This is a genomic window from Ruegeria sp. HKCCD4315, assembly GCF_013112245.1.
Lineage (GTDB): Bacteria > Pseudomonadota > Alphaproteobacteria > Rhodobacterales > Rhodobacteraceae > Ruegeria.
In genome coordinates this window covers 1-20,899 of the sequence record NZ_WVRN01000003.1, presented here as the reverse complement: position 1 = coordinate 20,899, position 20,899 = coordinate 1, and the positions used below count along the sequence as shown (strand labels likewise).

Genomic DNA, 20,899 nt, shown 5'->3' with positions numbered 1-20,899 from the left:
ATGCCCCATTCCCTATTCATCAGAGTGATCTTCGTCGGTGTCACCGTGCGAAGCCATTACAGGCAGTGCACCGGCCGTCAGGGGCAGTGCAATTGCGGCTATCCGTATTGGAGCTGCTAACATGGCAATTTCCCTTCCTTCTTGGATTACGTATTTGCTCTGCTCAGTTGGCCGTTCCTACTCCTTGTTGCGCAGTGTTCTTGCCGCAAAGCCGCCAGCTATACAGGGCGCCGTTCTCAGTGTTTGCCGTGGCCGCGATGCATTAAGAAATGCATGCCCACGCAGACCAGCAAGAACAGCAACGGAGAACTGAGCAAAGGATAGAGTGTCTCGCGGTATTCCCAGCCCAGAACAGCGGCGCCCAACGCGATCGCAATGACAACCGGGAGCCAATTACGCTTGGCACCGTTGGCCGTCTGATCTTCGGTTTTGGGCGCTTCGGGCGTTTCGTCAGAGCTGACCCTTTCGGTCGTCTCCTGTGTGGCGCGAGTTTCGTCGAAATTTGATTGGGTCATAGCTGATTTGCCTCCTTTTCGATGATCCATTGTTTGAGAAAGATGCGCTCGTAGGCGAAGACCAAGCCGACGCCAGCAAGGGCATATACCACGATCATCGGGTCGGAGCGCAGCTTGAGTATTGTGAACGCGGTCAGGACTACGCAGTCCAGCGCCAGGGCAGTTAACAAGACCCAACCCCGAGCGTTGATCTGACTGCGCAGCCGGTGCCAAACGCCCCAATGCACGGCCATATCCATCACCAGATAAAAGAAAGCACCAAGCGAGGCGATGCGCGACAGGTCGAACAACACCGCAAGCAGACCCGCAATCACGACCGTGTAGATCAGCGTGTGAGACTGGATGCTGCCCGTCATGCCGAAATGGCTGTGCGGGATCATTTTCATGTCGGTCAGCATTGCCAGCATCCGTGATACGGCGAACACACTGGCAATCAGTCCTGAGGCGGTGGCAACCATCGCCAGCGCAACGGTCAGGTAGAAACCACCCTGCCCCAAGACTGGTCGGGCGGCTTCTGCCAAGGCATAGTCCTGTGCGGCACGGATCTGGTCGGGTGGCAGGCTGGCACCCACGGCGAAGGCGACCAACAGATAGATCACTGCGCAGATCGCGATCGAGATCATGATGGTGCGCCCGACATTGCGGTGTGGGTCGACGATCTCGGCACCGCTATTAGTGATTGTGGTAAATCCCTTGAACGCAAGGATCGAAAGAGCCACGGACGCGATGAAACCCAGCGGCCCGGCGGGGGCGGTGCCTTGCGCCTGCCAGTCGCCGCCCGCGGCCCACAGCGCGGCAACGCCAAACACTGCGATCCCACCGATCTTGAGCACAGACATGACAATGGACCACAACCCCACCGAGCGGTTCCCCGACCGGTTGACCGCGTAGGCGAAGACGATCAGCGAAACCGCGACCATCGGCACCAACGGCCCATCTTCGATGTTGAATGGGCGGAGCGCGTAGGTTGCGAAGGTGCGTGCGACGAGGCTTTCGTTGATCACCATCGACAGCGCCATCAACAACGAAGCCGCTGCCGCTACAGCACCCGGACCATATGCTTTTGTCAGGATCATCGCGATCCCGCCCGAAGACGGCCAGGCGTTGGACATGGCAATATAGGTGTAGGCGCTGAACGCCGTCACGATGGCTCCGACTACGAAAGACAGCGGAAACCATGGCCCAGCAAGCCCAGCGATCTGGCCTGTCAGCGCAAATATCCCCGCACCGATCATGACACCGGTGCCCATGGCGACCGCACCCGTCAGCGATATCGAACCTGATTTCAAGTTGCCTACGCCCTCGTGCGTCATATGCTTGTGCGCGCTCATACCTTCGTCCCCCTCAGGCGCAGCGCATTCAACACCACTGAAATCGACGAAGCACTCATGGCGAAGGCGGCGAACATCGGACTTATCAAGATGCCGAAGAGCGGAAACAGAAGACCTGCCGCCACCGGAACGCCCGAGGCGTTGTAGACCAGGGCAAAGAATAGGTTCTGCCGGATATTGCGCATGGTAGCGCGGGCCAGCCTACGGGCGCGCACGATGCCATCGAGGCTACCGTTGACCAGCGTGAAGCCTGCGCTTTCGATCGCCACGTCGGCACCGGTCCCCATTGCAATGCCCACATCGGCCTGCGCTAATGCGGGTGCGTCGTTCACCCCGTCACCGGCCATGGCGACCTTGGCGCCTTTCTCCTGCAGTTCGCGAATTATGCGGGCCTTGTCCTCGGGTAGAACGTCGGCTCGAATCTCATCGATACCCAGACGTTCGGCCACCGCCTTTGCAGTGCGTTCGTTGTCACCAGTCGCCATGATGATTCGGAAACCCAGCTCGTGCAGCGCCTTGAGGGCGGCGGGTGTTGTTTCCTTGACCGGGTCGGCGACGCTGACCAACCCCGCCACTGAACCATCAAGCATCACGAACATCACCGTTTCGCCGTCATCCCGACGCGCATTGGCCTTGACCGTTAGTTCGGTCGCCTCGAGTCCGAGATCGGTGACCAGTTTCAGGTTGCCGAGCGCGACGGGGCGGCCATCCACCGTGCCTTTCACGCCTTTACCAGTCACCGCCTCGAAGTCACTGGCGTCGGACAGGGCCACGCCACGTTCCTCGGCTCCTGTGACGATTGCCTCAGCTAACGGGTGCTCCGAGCCCTTCTCCAGCGTTGCGGCCAGCCGCAGCACCTCGACTTCGTCATGGCCAGGTTCGGGTATTACGGCCACAAGCTTTGGCTTGCCCATGGTCAGGGTGCCGGTTTTGTCGACGATCAAAGTATCGATCTTCTCGAACCGCTCCAGCGCTTCGGCATTTTTGATCAGCACTCCGGCCTGCGCCCCGCGCCCCGTGGCCGTCATGATCGACATCGGAGTGGCCAGACCAAGCGCGCACGGGCAAGCTATGATCAGTACCGACACCGCTGCGATCAAGGCGTAGGAGAGTGCCGGAGCCGGTCCCCAAACCGCCCATGCAATGAAGGCCAATACAGCGATGCCAATGACCGCTGGCACGAACCATCCGGCAACTTTGTCGGCGTATTTCTGGATCGGTGCGCGCGAGCGTTGCGCGTTGGCCACCATTTCGACAATCTGGGACAGCATTGTGTCAGAGCCCACTCGGGTTGCTTCGATTACAAGACTACCGGTGCCGTTGATTGTGGCCCCTGTGACCGGCTCGCCTTGTACCTTTTCGACCGGAACCGGTTCGCCAGAGATCATGCTTTCGTCAACAGATGAGCGCCCGTCGAGTACAATGCCGTCTACTGGCACCTTGTCGCCGGGGCGTACGCGAAGGCGGTCACCTACCTGTACTTCTTCAAGCGGAATTTCCTCTTCACTGCTGTCAGGGCGGATAATGCGGGCGGTCTTTGCGGCCATGTCCAGCAAAGCGCGGATTGCCTTTCCTGTGCCTTCGCGTGCCCGCAGTTCCATCACCTGCCCGAGCAGAACAAGTGTAACGATAACTGCGGCAGCCTCGAAATAGACCCCAACATGGCCTTCTGAATCTCGAAAACCGTCCGGAAATATGTGGGGCATCAATACGGCGACAACGCTGAACAGCCACGCGGCCGAAACCCCCATGGCAATCAACGAGAACATGTTCAGGTTCATGGTGCGAAACGAATTCCACCCTCGTTCCAGAAATGGCCAACCGCACCAAAGAACGACCGGAGTGCCAAGTATCAGTTCAATCCATAGGGTTGTTCGCTCACCAAAAATCTCTCGCACACCAGACAGCCCAACGTAGGGGCCCATCGTGAAAACCAAAAGTGGAAGCGTCAGAACCGCACCTACCCATAGGCGCCGGGTGAAATCCACCAGTTCCGGGTTCGGCCCCTCGTCCACCATCGCCGCGCTTTCCAGCTCCAACCCCATGCCGCAGAGTGGACAGGACCCGGGATGGGTTTGCCGCACCTGCGGATGCATCGGGCAGGTATATACGGGTCCGTCATAGCCTGTCGGAACGATGTCATATTCACCGTTCTCGTCCGCCGCGCCATGATGCGCGGAATGGTGGTGATGCGCATGCGCATCCACCTCGCCCTCGGGCACAAGGTGCATCCCGCATTTGGGACAGTCGCCGGGCCCAGATTGACGCACGTCAGAATGCATGGGGCAGACGTAAGCGACCTCGGTCGGGCCGTTCGCGTGGATTCTGATGTCGTGGTCTTCTGTCATGTTCTGCTCCCTGGTTTAAGCTTTGGTCGTAGAGCCGTTTAATTACACAATGCCGGGCACAGTCCTTCAGGGCAGAACAACCATCTGGTGGCCCTCACCCAGTATCGGCATTTCGGTAATAGCCGTCAGGCTGACTTGATCGACGATCCAGACCTTCGGTTCGGTTCGGCTTGATACCATCACTTTGCCTGAGTTCGGTATGGTCGTCAGGTGATAAGGTGCCGGTGACAGGTTGGTCGAGCGCTGTTTGCCCGTAGCAAGATCAATCGACAACAACCGGTCGGTGCCTTTGGCGGCCACGAACAGTACGCCCTCGCGGTCGGACAGGCCGATCCCGTGCAACTCGCCTCCAATGTCATAGGTTTCGGTGACAGAACCGCTGGCAAGATCTACGCGGAAGGCCTTGCCACCATCACTGTCGGCTACGAAGGCGACGCTGCCGGTGGCGTTAAGTACAAGATGCTCAGGGCCTTCGCCGACGGGCATGTTGCGTACGACGAAGCCTTTGACGACATCCACTTCGCTAAGTGTACCATTGCCGGTATTGGTGACATAGACCCTGTCGCTGTCAGGCGCGAATACCGCATAGTTGGGCATTGGCCCGGTTGCTACGAAACCAAGGAAGCTGAGCTTATCGAGATCGACGATCGAAATACCGTCACCGCCCGGATGGGTCGCCACCGCGAACCGCCCGTCGGGCGACACCGCAGTGTGATGCACCGCACCTGGAACCTCGATCTGGCGGACGACCTCGCGTGTTTCCGCATCAAGGATCGTCAGCAGGCTCCGCCCCTTGTCTTTGGGCAACGCGGTGACATCGCGCTTGGCGTGGTGCGCAGCGTGTTCATCCTCGGACATACCTTCGGGTTTTGGTGGCGTTGTGGCCTCGGTTTCTGCGTAGCTGCCCGCGACCAGGTACTTAAAGCCGGGCGCGCCGGCCAGCCCATGGACCGCCACGAGCCTCGGCAGCCGCTCGACGGTCTTGCCGGTTTCGGAGTCGATCACCAGAACCGAGTCCGCGCTGCCTTCGGGAATGAACACGGTTGCCGCCAGCGTGAGCGAAGGCGCAGTCAAAGCTGCGACGGACAGGCCTGCGGCCAGATTGAACAGGGTCATTTAGGTTTCCTTTCGTCAACTGAAACGCGCACATTGGCGGGCACGTGCAGAAAAATCCGGTAGATGACGGCCATCAGGAAGGGCGTCAAAAGCAGGGTCAGAGCGATGGCCTTCATGGCTTTGTCCTTTCAATCAGTTGAGTTTTGTGCGAGCCGCAAAGACATTGAACAGTCCGCCGAACAGCAACGCGGCGTACCAGCCGTAGAGAAACGCCCATAACAGTCCCAACAGGAATGAGGGCAGGCTGAGCCAAGTCATTCCGGGCATCAGGCCGATCCAAGCCCGGTACATGGCAAAACTTGGAAAGATCAGGTCAAAGGCCACGCACAGCAGGTAGGTTGCGGCCAGAAACAGGCTGAGCGCCCAGCCAAGGGTTGTCACCGGAACACCGGGATGATGTTCTTGTGTCCCCATCACACAGGGGCCACAGGTCAGGCGCAACAGTGCGAATAGCACCACGCCCGTGACGAAAAAGTACAGAATGGTAAGCATGGTAAGTGTCCTGAACTGAGTTGGGCCGCAATCAACGGCTTGGGGCAGACCCCGGAGCGATTCCGGAGCCATTGCCGGTCACGTTCAGGACAGGTTTGGCGGATGTGGTAGTGGTGCGACCGGCAGGCTTGCGCGTGGCCGGAACCGTTCTGGCGCCACGGGCGTAGCAATACGCATCGAGAGCAATTCAGGTGCTGCCATAACTGCCATCGCATAACAGCCCGGGTGCACTGAGCAGTCTAATTCTTCTGATGGATGAGACGCGGGATACCCACCGCTGTCATCGATAACGAGCTCGGCCTGGGTAGCGGCCTTCGCGATGTCATGCCCGGCATGGGACGGCACAACAGAGATCAGCATCGAAACCACCAACGCACAGATCAACAGGACCTGCAGCCGGCCCATGGCTCGGGCCGTCCGTGTCGCAGTTGATATCCATTGTGCGCGGATCACTTAGGGTTTCCTCCATTCTCCAACAGTTTAGGACCGCTTGGATCGGTCGCATTGATCTGGCTCAATTCGTGGTCTGAAGAGCCAACGGGCATCTTGCGTTTCCAAGCCAACCAAATAAGTGGCGCCCCCGTCAACAGCCCAATCCCGATAACCGCAAGGCTGGTGCCGCCTGTCGCGGTTTCGGTAATCTGGCTGCCCAGATGGGCCAAAACGAAACTGGCCGGCAAGAGTCCAGCCAAGGTGGCCAGTGCGAACCGCCAAAATTGAAGTCGGGTCAGACCGGCGGCGTAGCTGAGCATGTCGAAAGAAACGAAAGGCATCAGGCGGCTGGTGAACACGGTCAACATCAGGGCATTCTGCGATCCAAGCAACCCTATGTCCAGCTTGTCGCCGAACCACCGGCGCAGCGCGTCGCGCCCCAACCAACGGGCTATCAGGAACGCCAGCAGCGCCCCCAACTCCGCCCCGATAGCAACCAATGCGGTTCCCAGCCCATGCCCATATGCCACCCCGGCAGCGACAGCGATCGGAGCGCTGGGGATTGGGCTGGCAACCACTGCGGCTGTCATGAAGCCGATGATGACAATGGGTCCGAACGGGCCGGCCCAATCCACCCACGCAGTAATGACTTCGCGCGATAGTCCTGCGTCCAACGCGCCAGACAGCCACAACCAGATGGTGGCGATCAGCAACGCGATCAAAGCCGCGATGAAAACCAAACGGCTATTGCTGTGCAGGCCTTCCAGCTTTCGTTCCTCCTATGACATAGCCCTCCACCCCTATACGGGAGTGACGGATTCCGAGGTCACTTAGCGATGTATTTGACCAGTGCCACGATCGCCAGAACGATCAACACTGCAATCAGCAACATCCAGATCATGCCAAACCCCATTCCAGCGCCATACCCCATCATCGCTTTGTTCCTCAGTGGTTTGTGGCCGAGTGCGATAACCCGGCTACACGGTTGCGTTTCAGTTGTTGGTTTCAGAAGACTTTGTCACAGGTTTCGAGGACTTCATGCCGTGTTTCGGCGACATCGTCTTTGCGCCTTTCTCGATTTCCCCTGTGGTCACCGCGCCATCGCCATTGGCATCCAGATGCTGAAATCGGTCCACCATGGTTTCGCGGATCAGCCCGGAATGCAGCGCTTCGAACTCATCAATCGACAGGTTGCCATCTCCATTGACGTCATGCGCCTGCATCCGGGCCTTCAGACCTTCGGCGATCTCAGATTCGCTCGGGCGACCGTCCTCGTCCATGTCCAGAACCGCCAGCCAGTTGCCGCCCATCATACCCTTGCCATGCATACCACCCATCATCTGGCCATGCATTTTCACCATCATTTGCATCATGCCTGCGTGATCGCCCATCATGCCGCCGGGCGCACCCTGCATCATGCCGCCCTGATGGCCCTGCATCTGCGCGCTGCTGCCATGCTGACCGGCGGCAAACGCGGGCAGCGCCATCAAAGTCGCGGCAATGGCTCCAGCGGCCAGCGTGAACGTGCGTTTCATGAATCTCACCTCTCGGTTTTTTGTTGCGACACCAATCATATGGCTCCTGACAGACCCACCACTACCCCCCTGCCCAGCCTGGTTTGTATCGCTTTGTCGCAATCCACCTGCATGATACAAAGCGATACAAAAAAGCCGGGATTTGCTCAGAGCCGGGGCTTATGATTGAACCATGACAGAAACACCGCATATCTTGATTGTCGACGACCACCGCGAAATCCGCGATGCGGTCAGCCGCTACCTTGAAAAGAACGGATTACGGGCCAGCACTGCGGGCGACGCTGTCGAGATGGACGCGCGATTGGCCGCCGGACGGTACGACTTGATCGTGCTGGATGTCATGATGCCGGGCGAAGACGGGATTTCAGTTTGCCGCCGCCTATCCGCTACCGGAGGACCACCGATCCTGATGCTGACCGCATTGGGTGAAGACACCGACCGTATCGTAGGGTTGGAAATCGGGGCCGACGACTATCTGCCCAAGCCGTTCAACCCTCGTGAATTGCTGGCTCGGATCAAGGCCATCCTGCGACGCACCGAAACCGACGCGCGCCCAGTTAGAGGTCTGGCGGGCAAACGGATCGCATTTGGGGACTGGGTTTTAGATACCGACCGTCGCACCTTAACTGCAGCGGATGGAACCGAAGAAATTCTGACAACTGCCGACCTTAAGCTGTTGGCCGAGTTCCTTCAACGGCCGCGCAAGGTGATGTCGCGAGATGCTCTACTGGACTTGACCGCAGGTCGCAGCCCGCATCTATTCGATCGTACAATCGACAACCAGGTTAGCCGCCTACGTCGTAAGATCGAAGCTAATCCAGCGCGGCCGAAACTCATCACCACCGTAAGGGGTGGCGGTTATTGCTTGTCGACTGACGTACGCGAGCTTACGGGATGAAAGCCTTTGCGCAGAGTTTACGCGGTCAGCTTATCCTTTTGATCATCGCGGCGTTGGCTGCGGCGCAACTGGTCAGCCTGTGGCTCTTCGTTGATGAACGTTCGATGGCAGTACACATGGCCCTTGGACTGGAAACCGCTGGTCGCGCTGCAAATATCGCGCGACTGATCGAAGAAGCTCCGCCCGAGATGCACGATGCGATCTTGCGGGCGGCGAGCTCTCCGCTTGTGCGTTTCAGCCTTACAAATACACCAGCGGTCGACCACACTGGGCACAACGCTGATGGGACGGTCGAAAATACCATTCGCAGAATTCTGCCAGGCTATGAAAACCGACCGATTAGGGTCGAACTACATGAGTTCTCGCCTGATATGCTGCCGGTCGAAGGATTTCCGTCTACGATGGCTGAAATGCACATGGCAATGATGCGTGATGACGTATCCGCAGTAGAAATGCAGCTGTCGATCGCTCTGTCGACTGATCAATGGCTCAACGTGGATACCCGGTTCCACAACCCACCATTGCAATGGCCTTGGCAATCCTTTGTCAGCTTCGGTTTCACAGCAACTCTGATTCTGGGTGCTACCATTTGGTTTCTACTGACACGGCTGACCGGCCCGTTGCGCCGCCTGTCACTGGCTGCAGACCAGTTTGGTCGCGGTGAAGACGTCCAGGAACTGAAGGTTTCTGGTCCGACCGAGGTGCGAGATTTGACACAGGCGTTCAACCATATGCGTGACAGGCTGACTCGCTATGTTGCCGATCGGACCAGGCTATTGGGGGCGCTGGGTCACGATTTGCGGTCGCCACTGACGGGATTGCGGGTTCGCGCCGAACTGGTGGAGGAAGAGGACACCCGTGACCATCTGATCGAGACCATCGAGGAAATGCAGGAGATGGTGGACTCCACCCTGTCATTTGCCAAGGGCGTAGCCACGCGCGAACCTTCCAGTACCGTCCCAATTGGTGAATTCGTAACCAAAACGACCGAAGACATTGTGCAAGCCGGTGACACGGTTGAGGTATCGGTCGCAGACAATCCGGCCGTCACGCTTCGGCCGATACTGATGAAGCGAGCTCTGCGCAATATCATTGAAAACGCCTGCCGGTATGGTGCCCGGGCCAACGTCTCGGTCATGCAAGAGGGGAATGAGGCAAAAATATTGATCCAGGATCAGGGGCCCGGCATCCCCGAGCATATGCTCGATGCGGTATTCGACCCATTCGTGCGGCTTGAAACATCCCGCTCGCGAGAGACTGGCGGAACCGGTTTGGGGCTGTCGATCGCACGTACGATCATCCAGTCGCACGGTGGCACGATAGAATTGCTAAACGGGGAAACTGGCGGCTTGTGCGCTAAGGTGGTTCTGCCAGTTTTTGAGGGCCAAACGTAACTTGTGAACACAATCGGCACGTTCTGAAAGCTTATTGGAAGCGCACCGCCTTGGGCCAGTTTCAGGTGTGGGCTCAATCGCAGCGGCGGAGAACACTGGCCTGGAAAGACTGACTTTCCCCCCAAGGGGTTTGGTGCAGGTGATGGCGATGCGCGACGAGTTCAAAGTGTTCCTCGAAAAGCATGGCGATATCGCTCGGACTATAGCGGGCGACCGGGAGACCACTGCAAGTCTCCGGCCCATCAAGTGCAAACGTAGCAATGATCACATGGCCGCCAATTTTTACCCCTCTCTTCACGCTTTCCAGATAGGCCGCGCGTTGCGATGTATCCACGAGAAAGTGAAAAACCGCCCTATCATGCCAGACGTCATATCTGCGATCGGGGACCCAAGAAGTTATATCTGCGGAAATCCAAGTGACTGTTTCAGCGGCGCGCCCCAACCTTTCCCGGGACGTGTCCAACGCGACCTGCGATAGATCGAGAACTGTCACGTCATGGAGCCCCTTCGCAAGCAACGCTCCAGCAAGACGAGATGTACCTCCACCAATGTCGATGACGGATGAAGGCTTAGACACTCTGATCAACTCGATGAGTTCAAGCGATATCTCTGGATCATCCTCGAGCCAACTCAATTGGGTGTCAAACTTCTCGCCATAGACATCGTCCCAGTGCTCTCTTGTGTTAGCTGTCATGTCGTATCGTTTTCCCAAGTCGTCGCCCTGGAGATATCCTCATTTTGACCGCTCCGCGCTGCGTTTTCGACTGAAGCAAAAACCAACAAGGCAACGCCCCAGACAATTCGACGCTGGTCCGTTGAATGGCCGCGTGAAGTCATCTCTGCGACAATGTAGTACACACATTCCAATTGTGAAATGTTTTATGTGGGATTTGCTTGTCGGTCAGACTTCCACTGGGCTGCGCAAGCAACTCCAGAATTTAGCGCAAGTTTAACTGCAGTGGCGCGGGGCGGAGATACCGAAGCGTTGGCAGTTTGTGTACTGCTTGCCTGGATTGCTCTGTTCCTTCAGAACAGCCGGAAGATTTTCTGAGCTTTGGAGCTTCAATCAGTCAACGAATTGCTTATAGCGCCTTTAACCGACAATGGACTGATAACTTATGAGCAGAGCCACAGATCGTTAAAATACGATTTGGTTCTTGAGTGGCTCCTACTCCATTTCTCTTAGTTCATAGAATTTCCTACGGTCCTTGAAACGGCGAACAATCACATCATTGGTGAATAGCTGCCGCATCAACAGACTCAGTTTTTCATGATTGCGCCGATCGCATACATACCACCATCGCTTTTGACCAACATCAGTGTGACTTCGTCACCGGCGCTAATCTCACCCATCATCTGGGCATTCTCAAGAAGCTGCAAATCCATCGTCATCGCGGGCCACCCGATCTCGGGGATCGGATCATGGCTGACGTTGGCGGTTTCGTCGCCAATTGAGTTCACCAAAGCTTTTGCGTGAACCGCCCCTTCCATCTGTTCGGACGACATGGACATGTTGGAATGGTCCATGTCGTGGTTCGTTTGCGCGAAGCTGGTTGTCGTAGACACGGCCAATAGGGCCACAATAGCAGTCAAAGTTCTCATCAGATGCTCCTGTTTCAAGGTTGTGAGTATTATTCTGCCGGAAGCGCAGGGGGCACTTCCTGGATCGTGTGGGAGATCTCTCGGTTCACGCGATTGAGCGCGAGCCGTTTCCAAATCACGAATATTGCGGGAATGACGAAAAGCGTAAGAAGGGTCGCTGTCACCATGCCCCCAATCATCGGCGCAGCGATCCGCTGCATGATTTCAGAGCCTGTACCGGTGCCGTACATGATGGGTATCAATGCTGCAAAGATCGTGGCTACAGTCATTACCTTCGGCCGAACCCGAAGAACGGCTCCTTCGAACACCGCGTCTTCGATATCGTCACGTGTCAGCTTTCGCTGTTCCGATTGCGCCAGCCCTCGACGTTTCTCCCAAGCAAGATTGAGGTACAACAACATGACAATCGCTGTTTCCACCGCAACTCCCGCCAGCGCGATGAAACCCACGAGTACAGCTATCGAAATATCGAAGTTAAGATACCACAGGAACCAAACCCCACCTGCCAATGCGACCGGAAGCGCCGCAAGAATTATCCCGACCTCAATCACCCGATTGAACGCCAAGAAAAGCATGAGCGTGATAATTAGTAGGGTTGCAGGAGCAACGATCGTCAGCCTGTCCTGCATTCTCTCTATGTACTCATACTGCCCCGACCAAGTCAGCGAATAACCTGGAGGCAGGTTGACCTTTTCTGCAACCGCCTCTTGTGCTTCGGCTACATATCCGCCCAGGTCGCGCCCCGCTATGTCGATGAACACGAACCCGGTTCGTCGAGCGTTCTCCGATCGTATCATTCCCGGCCCGTCAACTATTCGAATATCGGCGAGAGCGGACAGTGGCACATGAGCACCCGACGGTGTGACGACAGGAAGATTTTCGAGCCGTTCCGGGCTGTCTCGCCATGCTTGAGGGTACCGTAGGTTTATCGGAAACCTCTCCAGCCCCTCCACAGATTCCGACACTTGCATACCGCCAATTGCAGTCTGAACTACGTCCTGAACTTCTCGAACACTCATCATGTATCGGGAGGCGGCATCTCGTTTGACGTCGATTTCGATGAAACGCCCGCCAACAGGTCGCTCTGCGTAGGCGGAAGCCGTTCCATCAATATCAGCGACCGCACGTTCTACTTCGATCCCGATATCTGTAATGACCTCCAAGTCGGTGCCGGAAATTTTGACACCGACAGGAGTACGGATACCTGTCGCAAGCATATCGATGCGGTTCTTGATAGGTTGGATCCAAACATTTGTAACGCCCGGAACCTGAACGATACGATCGAGCTCATTCCGGATTTTCTCCATTGTCATGCCCGGTCGCCATTCTTTTTCTGGCTTGAGTTGGATAGTGGTCTCCACCATTGTTAGTGGTGCTGGATCGGTTGCAGTCTCCGCACGCCCAACTTTACCGTGAACAGTTTCGACTTCAGGCACGGTCGCGATCAGGCGGTTGGTCTGCTGCAGCACCTCACGGGCTTTTCCCGTCGAGATCCCGGGGTAGAAGCTCGGCATGTAGAGAAAATCGCCTTCGTTCAACTCGGGCATGAATTCAGAGCCGATTCTCTGGTACGGGTACCACATGGACGTCACCAGAACGCCAGCCAACAGTGTTGTTGCCCATGGCCAGGCAATTGCCGCATCCAGAAATGGGCGGTACAGGAACACGACCAAGCGATTAAGCGGATTTTTTCGCTCCGGTAGAATACGCCCCCTTACAAAGTAACCCATTAAAACCGGAACCAGCGTTATTGAAAGGATGGCGGCTGCAGCCATGGCGTAGGTCTTGGTATAAGCGAGTGGCGAGAAGAGCCTACCTTCCTGATTTTCCAGCACGAAAACAGGCAAAAAACTAACCGTGATAATCGCCAGAGAATAAAAAAGGGCTGGTCCCACCTCAGAAGCGCACTCTTGCACAATCCGCCATCGGTTCTCTGCTGTGAGCTTTTCTTTTTCCAACCGCCTGTGCATCGCCTCGATCATCACAATCGATGCGTCGACCATCGCACCAATAGCGATGGCTATGCCGCCGAGCGACATGATGTTTGCGTTTACTCCTTGCGCCTTCATCAGAATAAATGCGGCAAAGATTCCCAGAGGGAGCGACAGAAGAATTACGAGGGATGACCGCAGATGAAGTAGAAAAGCCGCGCACACAAGAACAACGACGATGAATTCCTGCGTCAGTTTCTTCTGGAGGTTATCGATAGCGCGCTCGATCACACCAGATCGGTCGTAGGTCGTTATGATTTCGACCCCTTCCGGCAGGTTTGAGCGCAACTCTTCGATGCGCGCTTCCACCGCTTTGATCGTCGCCAACGCATTCCCACCCCATCGCAGAATGACTACTCCGCCAACCGCGTCTCCTTGCCCGTCGAGTTCTCCGACACCGCGCCGCATTTCAGGCCCCAGACGGATTTCAGCGACGTCTCCAAGCGTCAGAGCGGCGCCACGGTCGTTGACCATCAATGGTGCGCTTGCGAGGTCTGACAATTCGTCAATGTAGCCCGAGGACCTGACCATGAATTCGGCTTCACCCATCTCAATGACGCTGCCGCCCGTCTCGCGGTTGGCCGCCTGAATAGCCGTCCTCAATTGTGCAAGTGTTATGTCATAGGCTCGTAGTTTGTTTGGGTCGACGACGACCTGGTACTGTTTGACCATTCCACCGATGGTGGCGACTTCTGAGACGCCTTCCACGGCTTGTAATTCATATTTCAGAAACCAATCCTGCAGAGTCCTGAGCTGAGCCAGATCATGATTTCCGGTTCTGTCAACCAGCGCATACTGATAAATCCACCCGACCCCTGTCGCATCGGGGCCAAGTTGTGGAGACACGCCCTCAGGTAAGCTACCGGTAATCTGGCCCAAGTATTCGAGCACACGCGACCGAGCCCAGTAGAGGTCCGTCCCGTCCTCAAAGACGACATATACAAAGCTGTCTCCAAAGAACGAGAACCCGCGAACGTCTTTTGCACCGGGTACGGCCAATAGGGCTGTCGCAAGTGGGTATGTGATTTGGTTTTCGACAACTTGAGGTGCTTGCCCGGGATATGGCGTGCGAACAATTACCTGGACATCCGACAGATCCGGGATTGCATCAACCGGCGTCTCACGAATGGCCCAAATACCCGCAACTCCTATCATGAATGCGAGGGCCAAGATGACGAACCTGTTGGCGAGCGAAGAACGAATGATGGCCGTGATCACTGCGTAACACTCCCATCAAGCGCGACCTCTAACAGCGTCATCGAAAAGTCGGGATTGCGGCGAAGGATCAAAGAAACATCAACCCCTACAGGCAAGTTAGAAACCTCAATCCCCTCCGCAACCGGGAAATCCATGGTCATGCCCGGCATGCCGATCTCAGTCATCGGACCGTGTGTTACGTTCGCAGTACGCGCGTTCGGGTCGATACTGTTAATCCGGCCAGAAACCTGAAGCGGCGGCGCAATAGGCGTTGCCGCGGCCAAGATCATTGTCATGCCATCTGCACGCGCGAAAGTCAGAGTCATTTCAGAACCGACTTCGAGCATGTTTGGGTCCAATGTTGGCTCTATTGGGAAATCCATGGTCATGCCCGGCATCCCAATCTCAGTCATCGGCCCGTGAGTGATGGTTGCAGTTCCTGCCTCAGCATTAACGAGGTTGATCGTGCCGGTGACTACAATCGGTGGAGCAGAAGGCGTGATGGTTTCTTCGGGTTCAACTGAATCCGTCGGCGGCGAGCCCTCTTCGCGAACTGCCACAATCGAGAACAGCCCCCCTTCTCCCTCAGCCAGATCAAACTCAATTGGCATGTCGATTGGCACGGTAGTGAGATCTACTCCCACAACAGGCAAATCCATTGTCATGGCGGGCCAACCGAGCTCGGGGATCGGTCCGTGCTCAAGCGTCAATTTGCCGTCTGAAGTGACGGCGCGCGCGATTCCGGCTCCAGTTCCGGCAATACCATCGTCTGGTGCAAGCTCCATCAAGCTCAGAAGCCCATCCGCACCCCGCGCGATCACGAAAGCAACCGCGTCGCCAGCATTCAAACGGTCGAGCGAAACACCAGACCTCACCGGAAACTGCGAAGTCATTGCGGGCCAATCAAGGCTTTCGAGAACGTCGTGACGAACAGTTGCCATACGATTTTGGGCATCGAGTGAAACCAGGGTACCTGCCCCGCGTGCTGGTTCGGTGTCCGTTGGTGCCATACGCGTGAAGCCGGCGCTCAAAGCACTTTCACTGTCGATTAGAAACTGTGCGGATGCGACAACTTCCTCGCCGGGTTCAAGCCCTTGTAGAACTTCTGTTCGTCCCCCCTCGCCGAAACTGTCTCGAAGACCTGTAGTCACCAGTCTCGGGCGAAAAGTACCATCGCCTGTTTTCAAGATGACGCGTTCCGCCGAACCAGTACGAATTAGCGCCTCTGAGGGAACAGTGAGAACATTCCGGCTTTCATCCGGTATAAGGCTAACACTGCCAAACATGCCCGGCCGCAGCACGCCGTCGGTGTTATCGAAACTCAGTCTGACGGGAAGAGTTCGGGTTTGCGGATCAAGCTCAGGGTAAACATAGTCGATTTCGCCTTCGAAGGTGCGACCGGGTAGGTGCTCGAACCTTGCTATTGCGCGCATGTCCTCCGACAAACGTGCAATATCTCGTTCGAAAACATCGACGATCAACCATACTTCGGAAAGATCGGTGACCGAAAACGCAAGCGTGCCTGGCTGCAGGTACATGCCATCGGCGGCATTCAGAGCTATGACGACACCGTTTTGAGGCGCCTCAATCTCCACATTTCGAACCAACTCACCGCCCGCCTCAATCTCAGCAACCTGACGAGCGGACATACCGTGGCTGATCAACTTATTGCGCGCCGCGTCCAAAATCCGCGGGTCACCAGCTTCGACTGCGCGTACAAGATCGCCGGTCGCAGCTGCGATCAGTGGTGAAAAGAGTTCAAATAAAACTTGCCCCTTCTCAACCCGATCACCGACCGCTCGAACTTTCAGTTGCTCAATCCAACCTTCAACACGCGTATGAACGTGATTGGTCAGGTGTTCGTCAAAGCCGACGAAACCCACCGTCTCGATGCGAGGTTCGATATCAGTCATGCGTGCAACCGCAGTTCGAACACCAATTGCGTTGATTTCCGCAGCGCTCAGGGTGACTTCTTCAGGGTCGCCGGTAGGTTCCTGCCCAGAATAAACCGGGATCAAGTCCATACCCATCGGCGATTTTCCAGGTCCAGGCTGCCGAAAATTCGGATCCATCGGTGCTACCCAATAAAGGACCTCTGGTTCGTTCGACTGGCCCTGATCAATTGGATTCAGGTACAGTCTTTCAAGAAAGACACCTCCACCCAGGCCAAACGCCAAGGCAAGTACTGATAGTGCCGCATATCTTCCACGCATAATAATCTCCTGACGGTCGCATTGCATGCTCGAACCGAAACAACATGAAAACCCGCGCTGACGGGCGTGTGGATGTTAGGAGATTTGTGGAGGACGATCGGGCGTCAGAGGCGCTTGAGAGTTGTGGATGTCGGAATCCATGTTACGGTTTTTCTGGCCAAAAGCTTCAGCCAAAACCGCAAGTCCTACGTGGGTCGGATATTCACCAACACAACAGATACCGGAATGACATTCCCCGCCATGGTTCACGTAGTCATCCGCGTGACGTTGATCAGTTGAAGAATGTAAACGGCTATGGTCGTGTTTGAATTCTGTTGCTTTTGAAGCGATCGAAACATCGTGTTGGTTGTGTGTGTCTGCGGTCTTAAAATCATTGTTTGCATAAGCAACCGTGCCGACGAATGCCACCGTCAAGCAGACGCTTGTCAAAAACGCCATTCTCAAAACAATGATCAGCTTCCGCACCATTAGGCTCAAGTAGTGCGATCGTGGCTATCGTGCAAGTCGGTAGTCGATAAAATTATGTGTTGTAGCCCGGTGCACATTAAAACAGGCGGATTGCTGTGAATGAGCTCTTTAGTGCGCCAATAATTGAGGCAAAAAAGTACAGCAAGCACCTAATGGGATGCTTTCAGAGAAACCATTTCTTTTTTGGGTAAGTGCTCTTTCGTCTTAACTTTGACTGAAGGACCAAAGCTTTGGACTATGCGTGCCATCAGCATTGTTGCTTCTAGAACTAAAGACAAAACTGATTGTTGCTGGGTTTCAATAACAAACGCAACACTCAAACAGCTTGACCTTCCATCGCGGGAAGGCGTTACCAGAGGTCTCAAATCCCAAATTTGGAGTTGAGCGTGAAAGACAATCAAACCGTAGATACGCCTCAGGCGGCAGCACCGCTTGCCGGTCGCAAGATCATGAAATGGGGCATGATGGCTTGCTGCATTGCCATGATAACGCCGATCGCTCTCTACTTGATCGCCGGCGGGACGGTTGGCGGGCTTTCTGAATCCTTGGGTCTTTTCGCACCGTTGATCCTGTGCCTCGGAGCCCATTTCTTTATGCACAAGGCGATGGGAAAATCCTGTCATTCGAACAAATCTGAATCGGAAAGACCAAAGGCAACAGACGCCGCGGTCGGACCGAACCCAGTACACCGGCAATAATCTTCAATCATGAAGCTTTGGTACTCAAGGTTGGCCGCCATGTCGCTGGCCGCTCTTTCGCTGGCGGCTTGCGCACCACGCCCTAAACTATGCCCGCTGCAACCGCCGCAGCCTGAATACGCCCTGCCCCAAGGTTGCCGGGTTCAATGGGAGGGCGCGGATGGCGGGGCCTATTTCATCTGCGAAGACGGGCGCGAAGGTTTCGTGAGCTGATCGTGGGGATGTGACATTCCGGCTCGTTGACCCTCCAGCGCTGGAATCTGGCAGAGACGGGTGCAAAACAACCGATGGCAACGCGCAATGGCGAGAACACTCCTAAATTTATGTATTATGATCTTGGGGTTAATCTTCGGCCAGACTTCCGCCGGGACAAGCCTTGCAGCTACATCCCAAGCGTATGAATCAGAGCCCCTGGTCGCACACATAATTACCGCGCAGGACAGGATCGCGCCTGACATCAAGACGATCACTGCAGGACTGCATCTGAAACTGGGCGAAGATTGGAAAACCTACTGGAAATCGCCTGGTGAGGTGGGAATTCCGCCCAAGATCACTTGGAACGGCTCGCAAAACGTCAGCGACGTACAGTTTCACTGGCCCGCGCCGATCCGTTTTCGCGCCTTCGGGATCGAGAATTTCGGGTACAAGGACGAAGTGGTCTTTCCACTGACCGTCACACTCGAGAACCCCGGAGCGCCAGTTGACTTGAAGGCCGCTGTGACAATGCTGATCTGTTCCGATATCTGTGTGCCGGTCGAGTTTTCGCTGGACTTGTCGCTGACTCAGGGAACGGGTCGGGATCAGGACTCGGCCCGGCTTATAAATGCCTTTCTGTCGCGGGTGCCAACCACGGGAAACACAAGCGGAATGAAGTCCGACGCCGCGACCCTGGATACCGAGTCCGAGATGCTGACGCTGAATTTCACCAGCGACCTGCCCTTTGATGCGCCTGATGTCTTTCCCGACATGGGACGTGACACCGCGTTTGGTGCACCCGACATCCGGCTCGCTGGCGACAGGCGTCAGCTATGGGTGCAGTTTCCGGTCCTCGCTCTGGCACAGGACCCCACCGCCTTGTCCGTCACGGTTACCGACACCAACCGCGTGGCCGAGTTTGCGCCCCGTACCGACGCACCCCCTACCCCGCCACCATATGAAATCGCGGCCGCCGAAACTTCGACCAGCGCGCTGGTCTGGATCATTCTGCTGGCGGTGGGCGGCGGGCTGATCCTGAATGTCATGCCCTGCGTGCTGCCGGTTCTGTCGATCAAGCTTTCCTCGGCGGTAAAGGCTCGCGACCGCTCTGCAGCGCAGATTCGCGCCGGGTTCCTGGCTTCGGCAGCCGGAATCCTGGCATTCATGTGGCTGTTGGCGGCTATCACCATTGCGGCGCGGTCGCTGGGCTATTCCGTCGGCTGGGGCATCCAGTTCCAGAATCCGCTTTTCCTCGCGGTGATGATCGTGGTGCTGGCGGTTTTTGCAGCCAGCCTCGCGGGCTTGTTCGAGATCACGCTGCCGCAGTCGCTGAACACCCGGCTGGCCCATGTCGAAAAGGGCCGAGTGTCGCTGGTCGGGGATTTCCTGACCGGAACTTTTTCAGCAGTTCTGGCGACGCCCTGCTCGGCCCCCTTCCTCGGCACGGCGGTGGCCTTTGCCCTGACCGGCCGACCGGTGGATATAGTGGCAATCTTCACCGCAATGGGGGTCGGGCTGGCCATTCCTTACTTGCTGGTTGCAGTGCACCCGAAACTTACCGCCGCTCTGCCTAAACCGGGGCGTTGGATGGTGGGATTAAAATGGGCCCTGTCGGCGGCACTGCTGACCACGATCGGCTGGTTGGTCTGGGTGATGGTCGGGGTGGCCGGAGACACTGCTGCAACTGCTACCGTGCTGGCTGCAACTGTGCTGGTCCTGTTGATCTGGAAAAGTACGATGATGCCACCCGTTTTGCGCTGGACAGCCCTGTTGCTGACGCTGACCGCAGCGTTTGCTGCACCGGTTGCGATTGCCGGCAAAGACCGGTCCAGGCTGCTTGAGCCAGCCGGAGAGATCCCATGGATTACCTTCAGCCGCTCCGAAATCGCCCGCCTTGTATCGCGCGGCGAGGTGGTTTTCGTCGATGTCACAGCCGACTGGTGTCTGACCTGCAAGGCCAACAAAGCGTTGGTGCTGGAACGCGGCGAGGTTCTGGCAACGCTGCAATCGGACAAAGCAATTCCGATGCAGGCCGACTGGACCCGCCCCGACGATGTGATCGCCCGGTTCCTTGAGGACAATGGCCGGTTCGGGATCCCCTTCAACATCGTCTACGGCCCGTCGGCCCCCGAAGGCATCGCCCTGCCTGAGATCTTGACCACGAACGCCATTCTCGACGCGATGGAACAGGCCGCGCCGATTGCGGGCGGAGCTGTGGAAAGCGGATCCTGACCCCGGAGTTCACATATCCCGGATGCGATTGCTCTGCTGCGCCAAACGCATGGTCTCGTGCTCTTCCATTTCCAGTAGTGCTTGAAGGAGTTCGCGTGCTTCGGGTATTTCGGCACGCCCTTGCAAATACCGATATAAATCGATCACCTGATTGTGAAGATCGAAGACCGCTTCGCAGATCTCATCGATGCTCATCTGTGCGAGCGGTCTGTCGCAGGTGCGATGTGGGTCGACAGGCTCAT

The 20,899-nt window shown here is 56.5% G+C and carries 18 protein-coding genes and 1 pseudogene; 5 read left to right on the top strand and 14 right to left on the bottom strand.

Going from position 1 to position 20,899, the window contains the following annotated elements; translation table 11 throughout:
* Positions 1 to 236 precede the first annotated feature (236 nt).
* The 8 genes from GS646_RS21945 to GS646_RS23065 all read right to left on the bottom strand — a co-directional run bounded on the left by GS646_RS21945 (position 237) and on the right by GS646_RS23065 (position 7,769).
* Positions 237 to 515, bottom strand: a complete 279-nt coding sequence (locus tag GS646_RS21945; protein ID WP_170515721.1) for a DUF2933 domain-containing protein — start codon at positions 513 to 515, stop codon at positions 237 to 239.
* Positions 512 to 1,846: an APC family permease gene (locus GS646_RS21940; RefSeq protein WP_247744404.1), complete on the bottom strand. Its 1,335-nt coding sequence runs from the start codon at positions 1,844 to 1,846 to the stop codon at positions 512 to 514. The genes GS646_RS21945 and GS646_RS21940 overlap by 4 nt, the downstream gene beginning before the upstream one ends.
* Entirely contained in the window at positions 1,843 to 4,128 is a 2,286-nt protein-coding gene (locus GS646_RS21935; protein ID WP_171648704.1) for a copper-translocating P-type ATPase, read from the bottom strand. Before GS646_RS21935 ends, GS646_RS21940 begins: the two co-directional genes overlap by 4 nt.
* Positions 4,129 to 4,260: 132 nt before the next feature.
* Positions 4,261 to 5,310 (bottom strand): YncE family protein, encoded by a 1,050-nt coding sequence (locus tag GS646_RS21930; protein ID WP_171648614.1) that lies wholly within the window; start codon positions 5,308 to 5,310, stop codon positions 4,261 to 4,263.
* Positions 5,311 to 5,442: 132 nt separating this feature from the next.
* Positions 5,443 to 5,802 carry a hypothetical protein gene (locus GS646_RS21925; RefSeq protein ID WP_152460765.1) on the bottom strand — a complete coding sequence of 120 codons (360 nt, stop codon included), beginning with the start codon at positions 5,800 to 5,802 and terminating at the stop codon, positions 5,443 to 5,445.
* A gap of 84 nt (positions 5,803 to 5,886) precedes the next feature.
* Entirely contained in the window at positions 5,887 to 6,255 is a 369-nt protein-coding gene (locus tag GS646_RS21920) for a hypothetical protein (RefSeq protein ID WP_157054266.1), read from the bottom strand.
* Positions 6,252 to 6,974, bottom strand: a complete 723-nt coding sequence (locus tag GS646_RS21915; protein ID WP_247744405.1) for a TVP38/TMEM64 family protein — start codon at positions 6,972 to 6,974, stop codon at positions 6,252 to 6,254. Before GS646_RS21915 ends, GS646_RS21920 begins: the two co-directional genes overlap by 4 nt.
* Positions 6,975 to 7,226: 252 nt before the next feature.
* Complete coding sequence (locus GS646_RS23065; RefSeq protein WP_171648616.1) at positions 7,227 to 7,769, bottom strand: calcium-binding protein; 543 nt, start codon at positions 7,767 to 7,769, stop codon at positions 7,227 to 7,229.
* Between the two features lie 172 nt (positions 7,770 to 7,941).
* Here GS646_RS23065 and GS646_RS21905 point away from each other — a divergent pair, with 172 nt between their 5' ends.
* Positions 7,942 to 8,667 carry a response regulator gene (locus tag GS646_RS21905; RefSeq protein WP_171648618.1) on the top strand — a complete coding sequence of 242 codons (726 nt, stop codon included), beginning with the start codon at positions 7,942 to 7,944 and terminating at the stop codon, positions 8,665 to 8,667.
* On the top strand, positions 8,664 to 10,061 hold the full coding sequence (locus GS646_RS21900) for an ATP-binding protein (RefSeq protein ID WP_171648620.1): 1,398 nt from the start codon (positions 8,664 to 8,666) through the stop codon (positions 10,059 to 10,061). Before GS646_RS21905 ends, GS646_RS21900 begins: the two co-directional genes overlap by 4 nt.
* A 73-nt stretch (positions 10,062 to 10,134) precedes the next feature.
* Here GS646_RS21900 and GS646_RS21895 read toward each other — a convergent pair whose 3' ends face one another.
* The 5 genes from GS646_RS21895 to GS646_RS21875 all read right to left on the bottom strand — a co-directional run bounded on the left by GS646_RS21895 (position 10,135) and on the right by GS646_RS21875 (position 17,529).
* A complete protein-coding gene (locus GS646_RS21895) occupies positions 10,135 to 10,755 on the bottom strand; it encodes a trans-aconitate 2-methyltransferase (protein WP_171648622.1) in 621 nt (206 codons plus the stop codon).
* 566 nt (positions 10,756 to 11,321) lie between these two features.
* A complete protein-coding gene (locus GS646_RS21890) occupies positions 11,322 to 11,663 on the bottom strand; it encodes a copper-binding protein (RefSeq protein ID WP_050605745.1) in 342 nt (113 codons plus the stop codon).
* A gap of 29 nt (positions 11,664 to 11,692) precedes the next feature.
* Positions 11,693 to 14,872, bottom strand: coding sequence for an efflux RND transporter permease subunit (locus tag GS646_RS21885; RefSeq protein ID WP_171648624.1), 3,180 nt, complete (start codon positions 14,870 to 14,872; stop codon positions 11,693 to 11,695).
* On the bottom strand, positions 14,869 to 17,064 hold the full coding sequence (locus GS646_RS21880) for an efflux RND transporter periplasmic adaptor subunit (RefSeq protein ID WP_171648626.1): 2,196 nt from the start codon (positions 17,062 to 17,064) through the stop codon (positions 14,869 to 14,871). Before GS646_RS21880 ends, GS646_RS21885 begins: the two co-directional genes overlap by 4 nt.
* Positions 17,065 to 17,139: 75 nt before the next feature.
* Entirely contained in the window at positions 17,140 to 17,529 is a 390-nt protein-coding gene (locus GS646_RS21875) for a hypothetical protein (protein WP_171648628.1), read from the bottom strand.
* 389 nt (positions 17,530 to 17,918) lie between these two features.
* Between GS646_RS21875 and GS646_RS21870 the strand changes: the two genes are divergently transcribed.
* The 3 genes from GS646_RS21870 (at position 17,919) to GS646_RS21860 (ending at position 20,657) form a co-directional block, all read left to right on the top strand.
* Entirely contained in the window at positions 17,919 to 18,230 is a 312-nt protein-coding gene (locus GS646_RS21870; RefSeq protein WP_371732127.1) for a DUF2933 domain-containing protein, read from the top strand.
* Positions 18,231 to 18,269: 39 nt separating this feature from the next.
* Entirely contained in the window at positions 18,270 to 18,443 is a 174-nt protein-coding gene (locus GS646_RS21865; protein WP_170417885.1) for a hypothetical protein, read from the top strand.
* A gap of 87 nt (positions 18,444 to 18,530) precedes the next feature.
* On the top strand, positions 18,531 to 20,657 hold the full coding sequence (locus GS646_RS21860) for a protein-disulfide reductase DsbD (protein WP_253758744.1): 2,127 nt from the start codon (positions 18,531 to 18,533) through the stop codon (positions 20,655 to 20,657).
* Positions 20,658 to 20,666: 9 nt separating this feature from the next.
* Here the strand turns inward: GS646_RS21860 and GS646_RS21855 are convergent.
* Positions 20,667 to 20,899 (bottom strand): annotated as a pseudogene (locus tag GS646_RS21855) (ATPase); the annotation flags it as partial.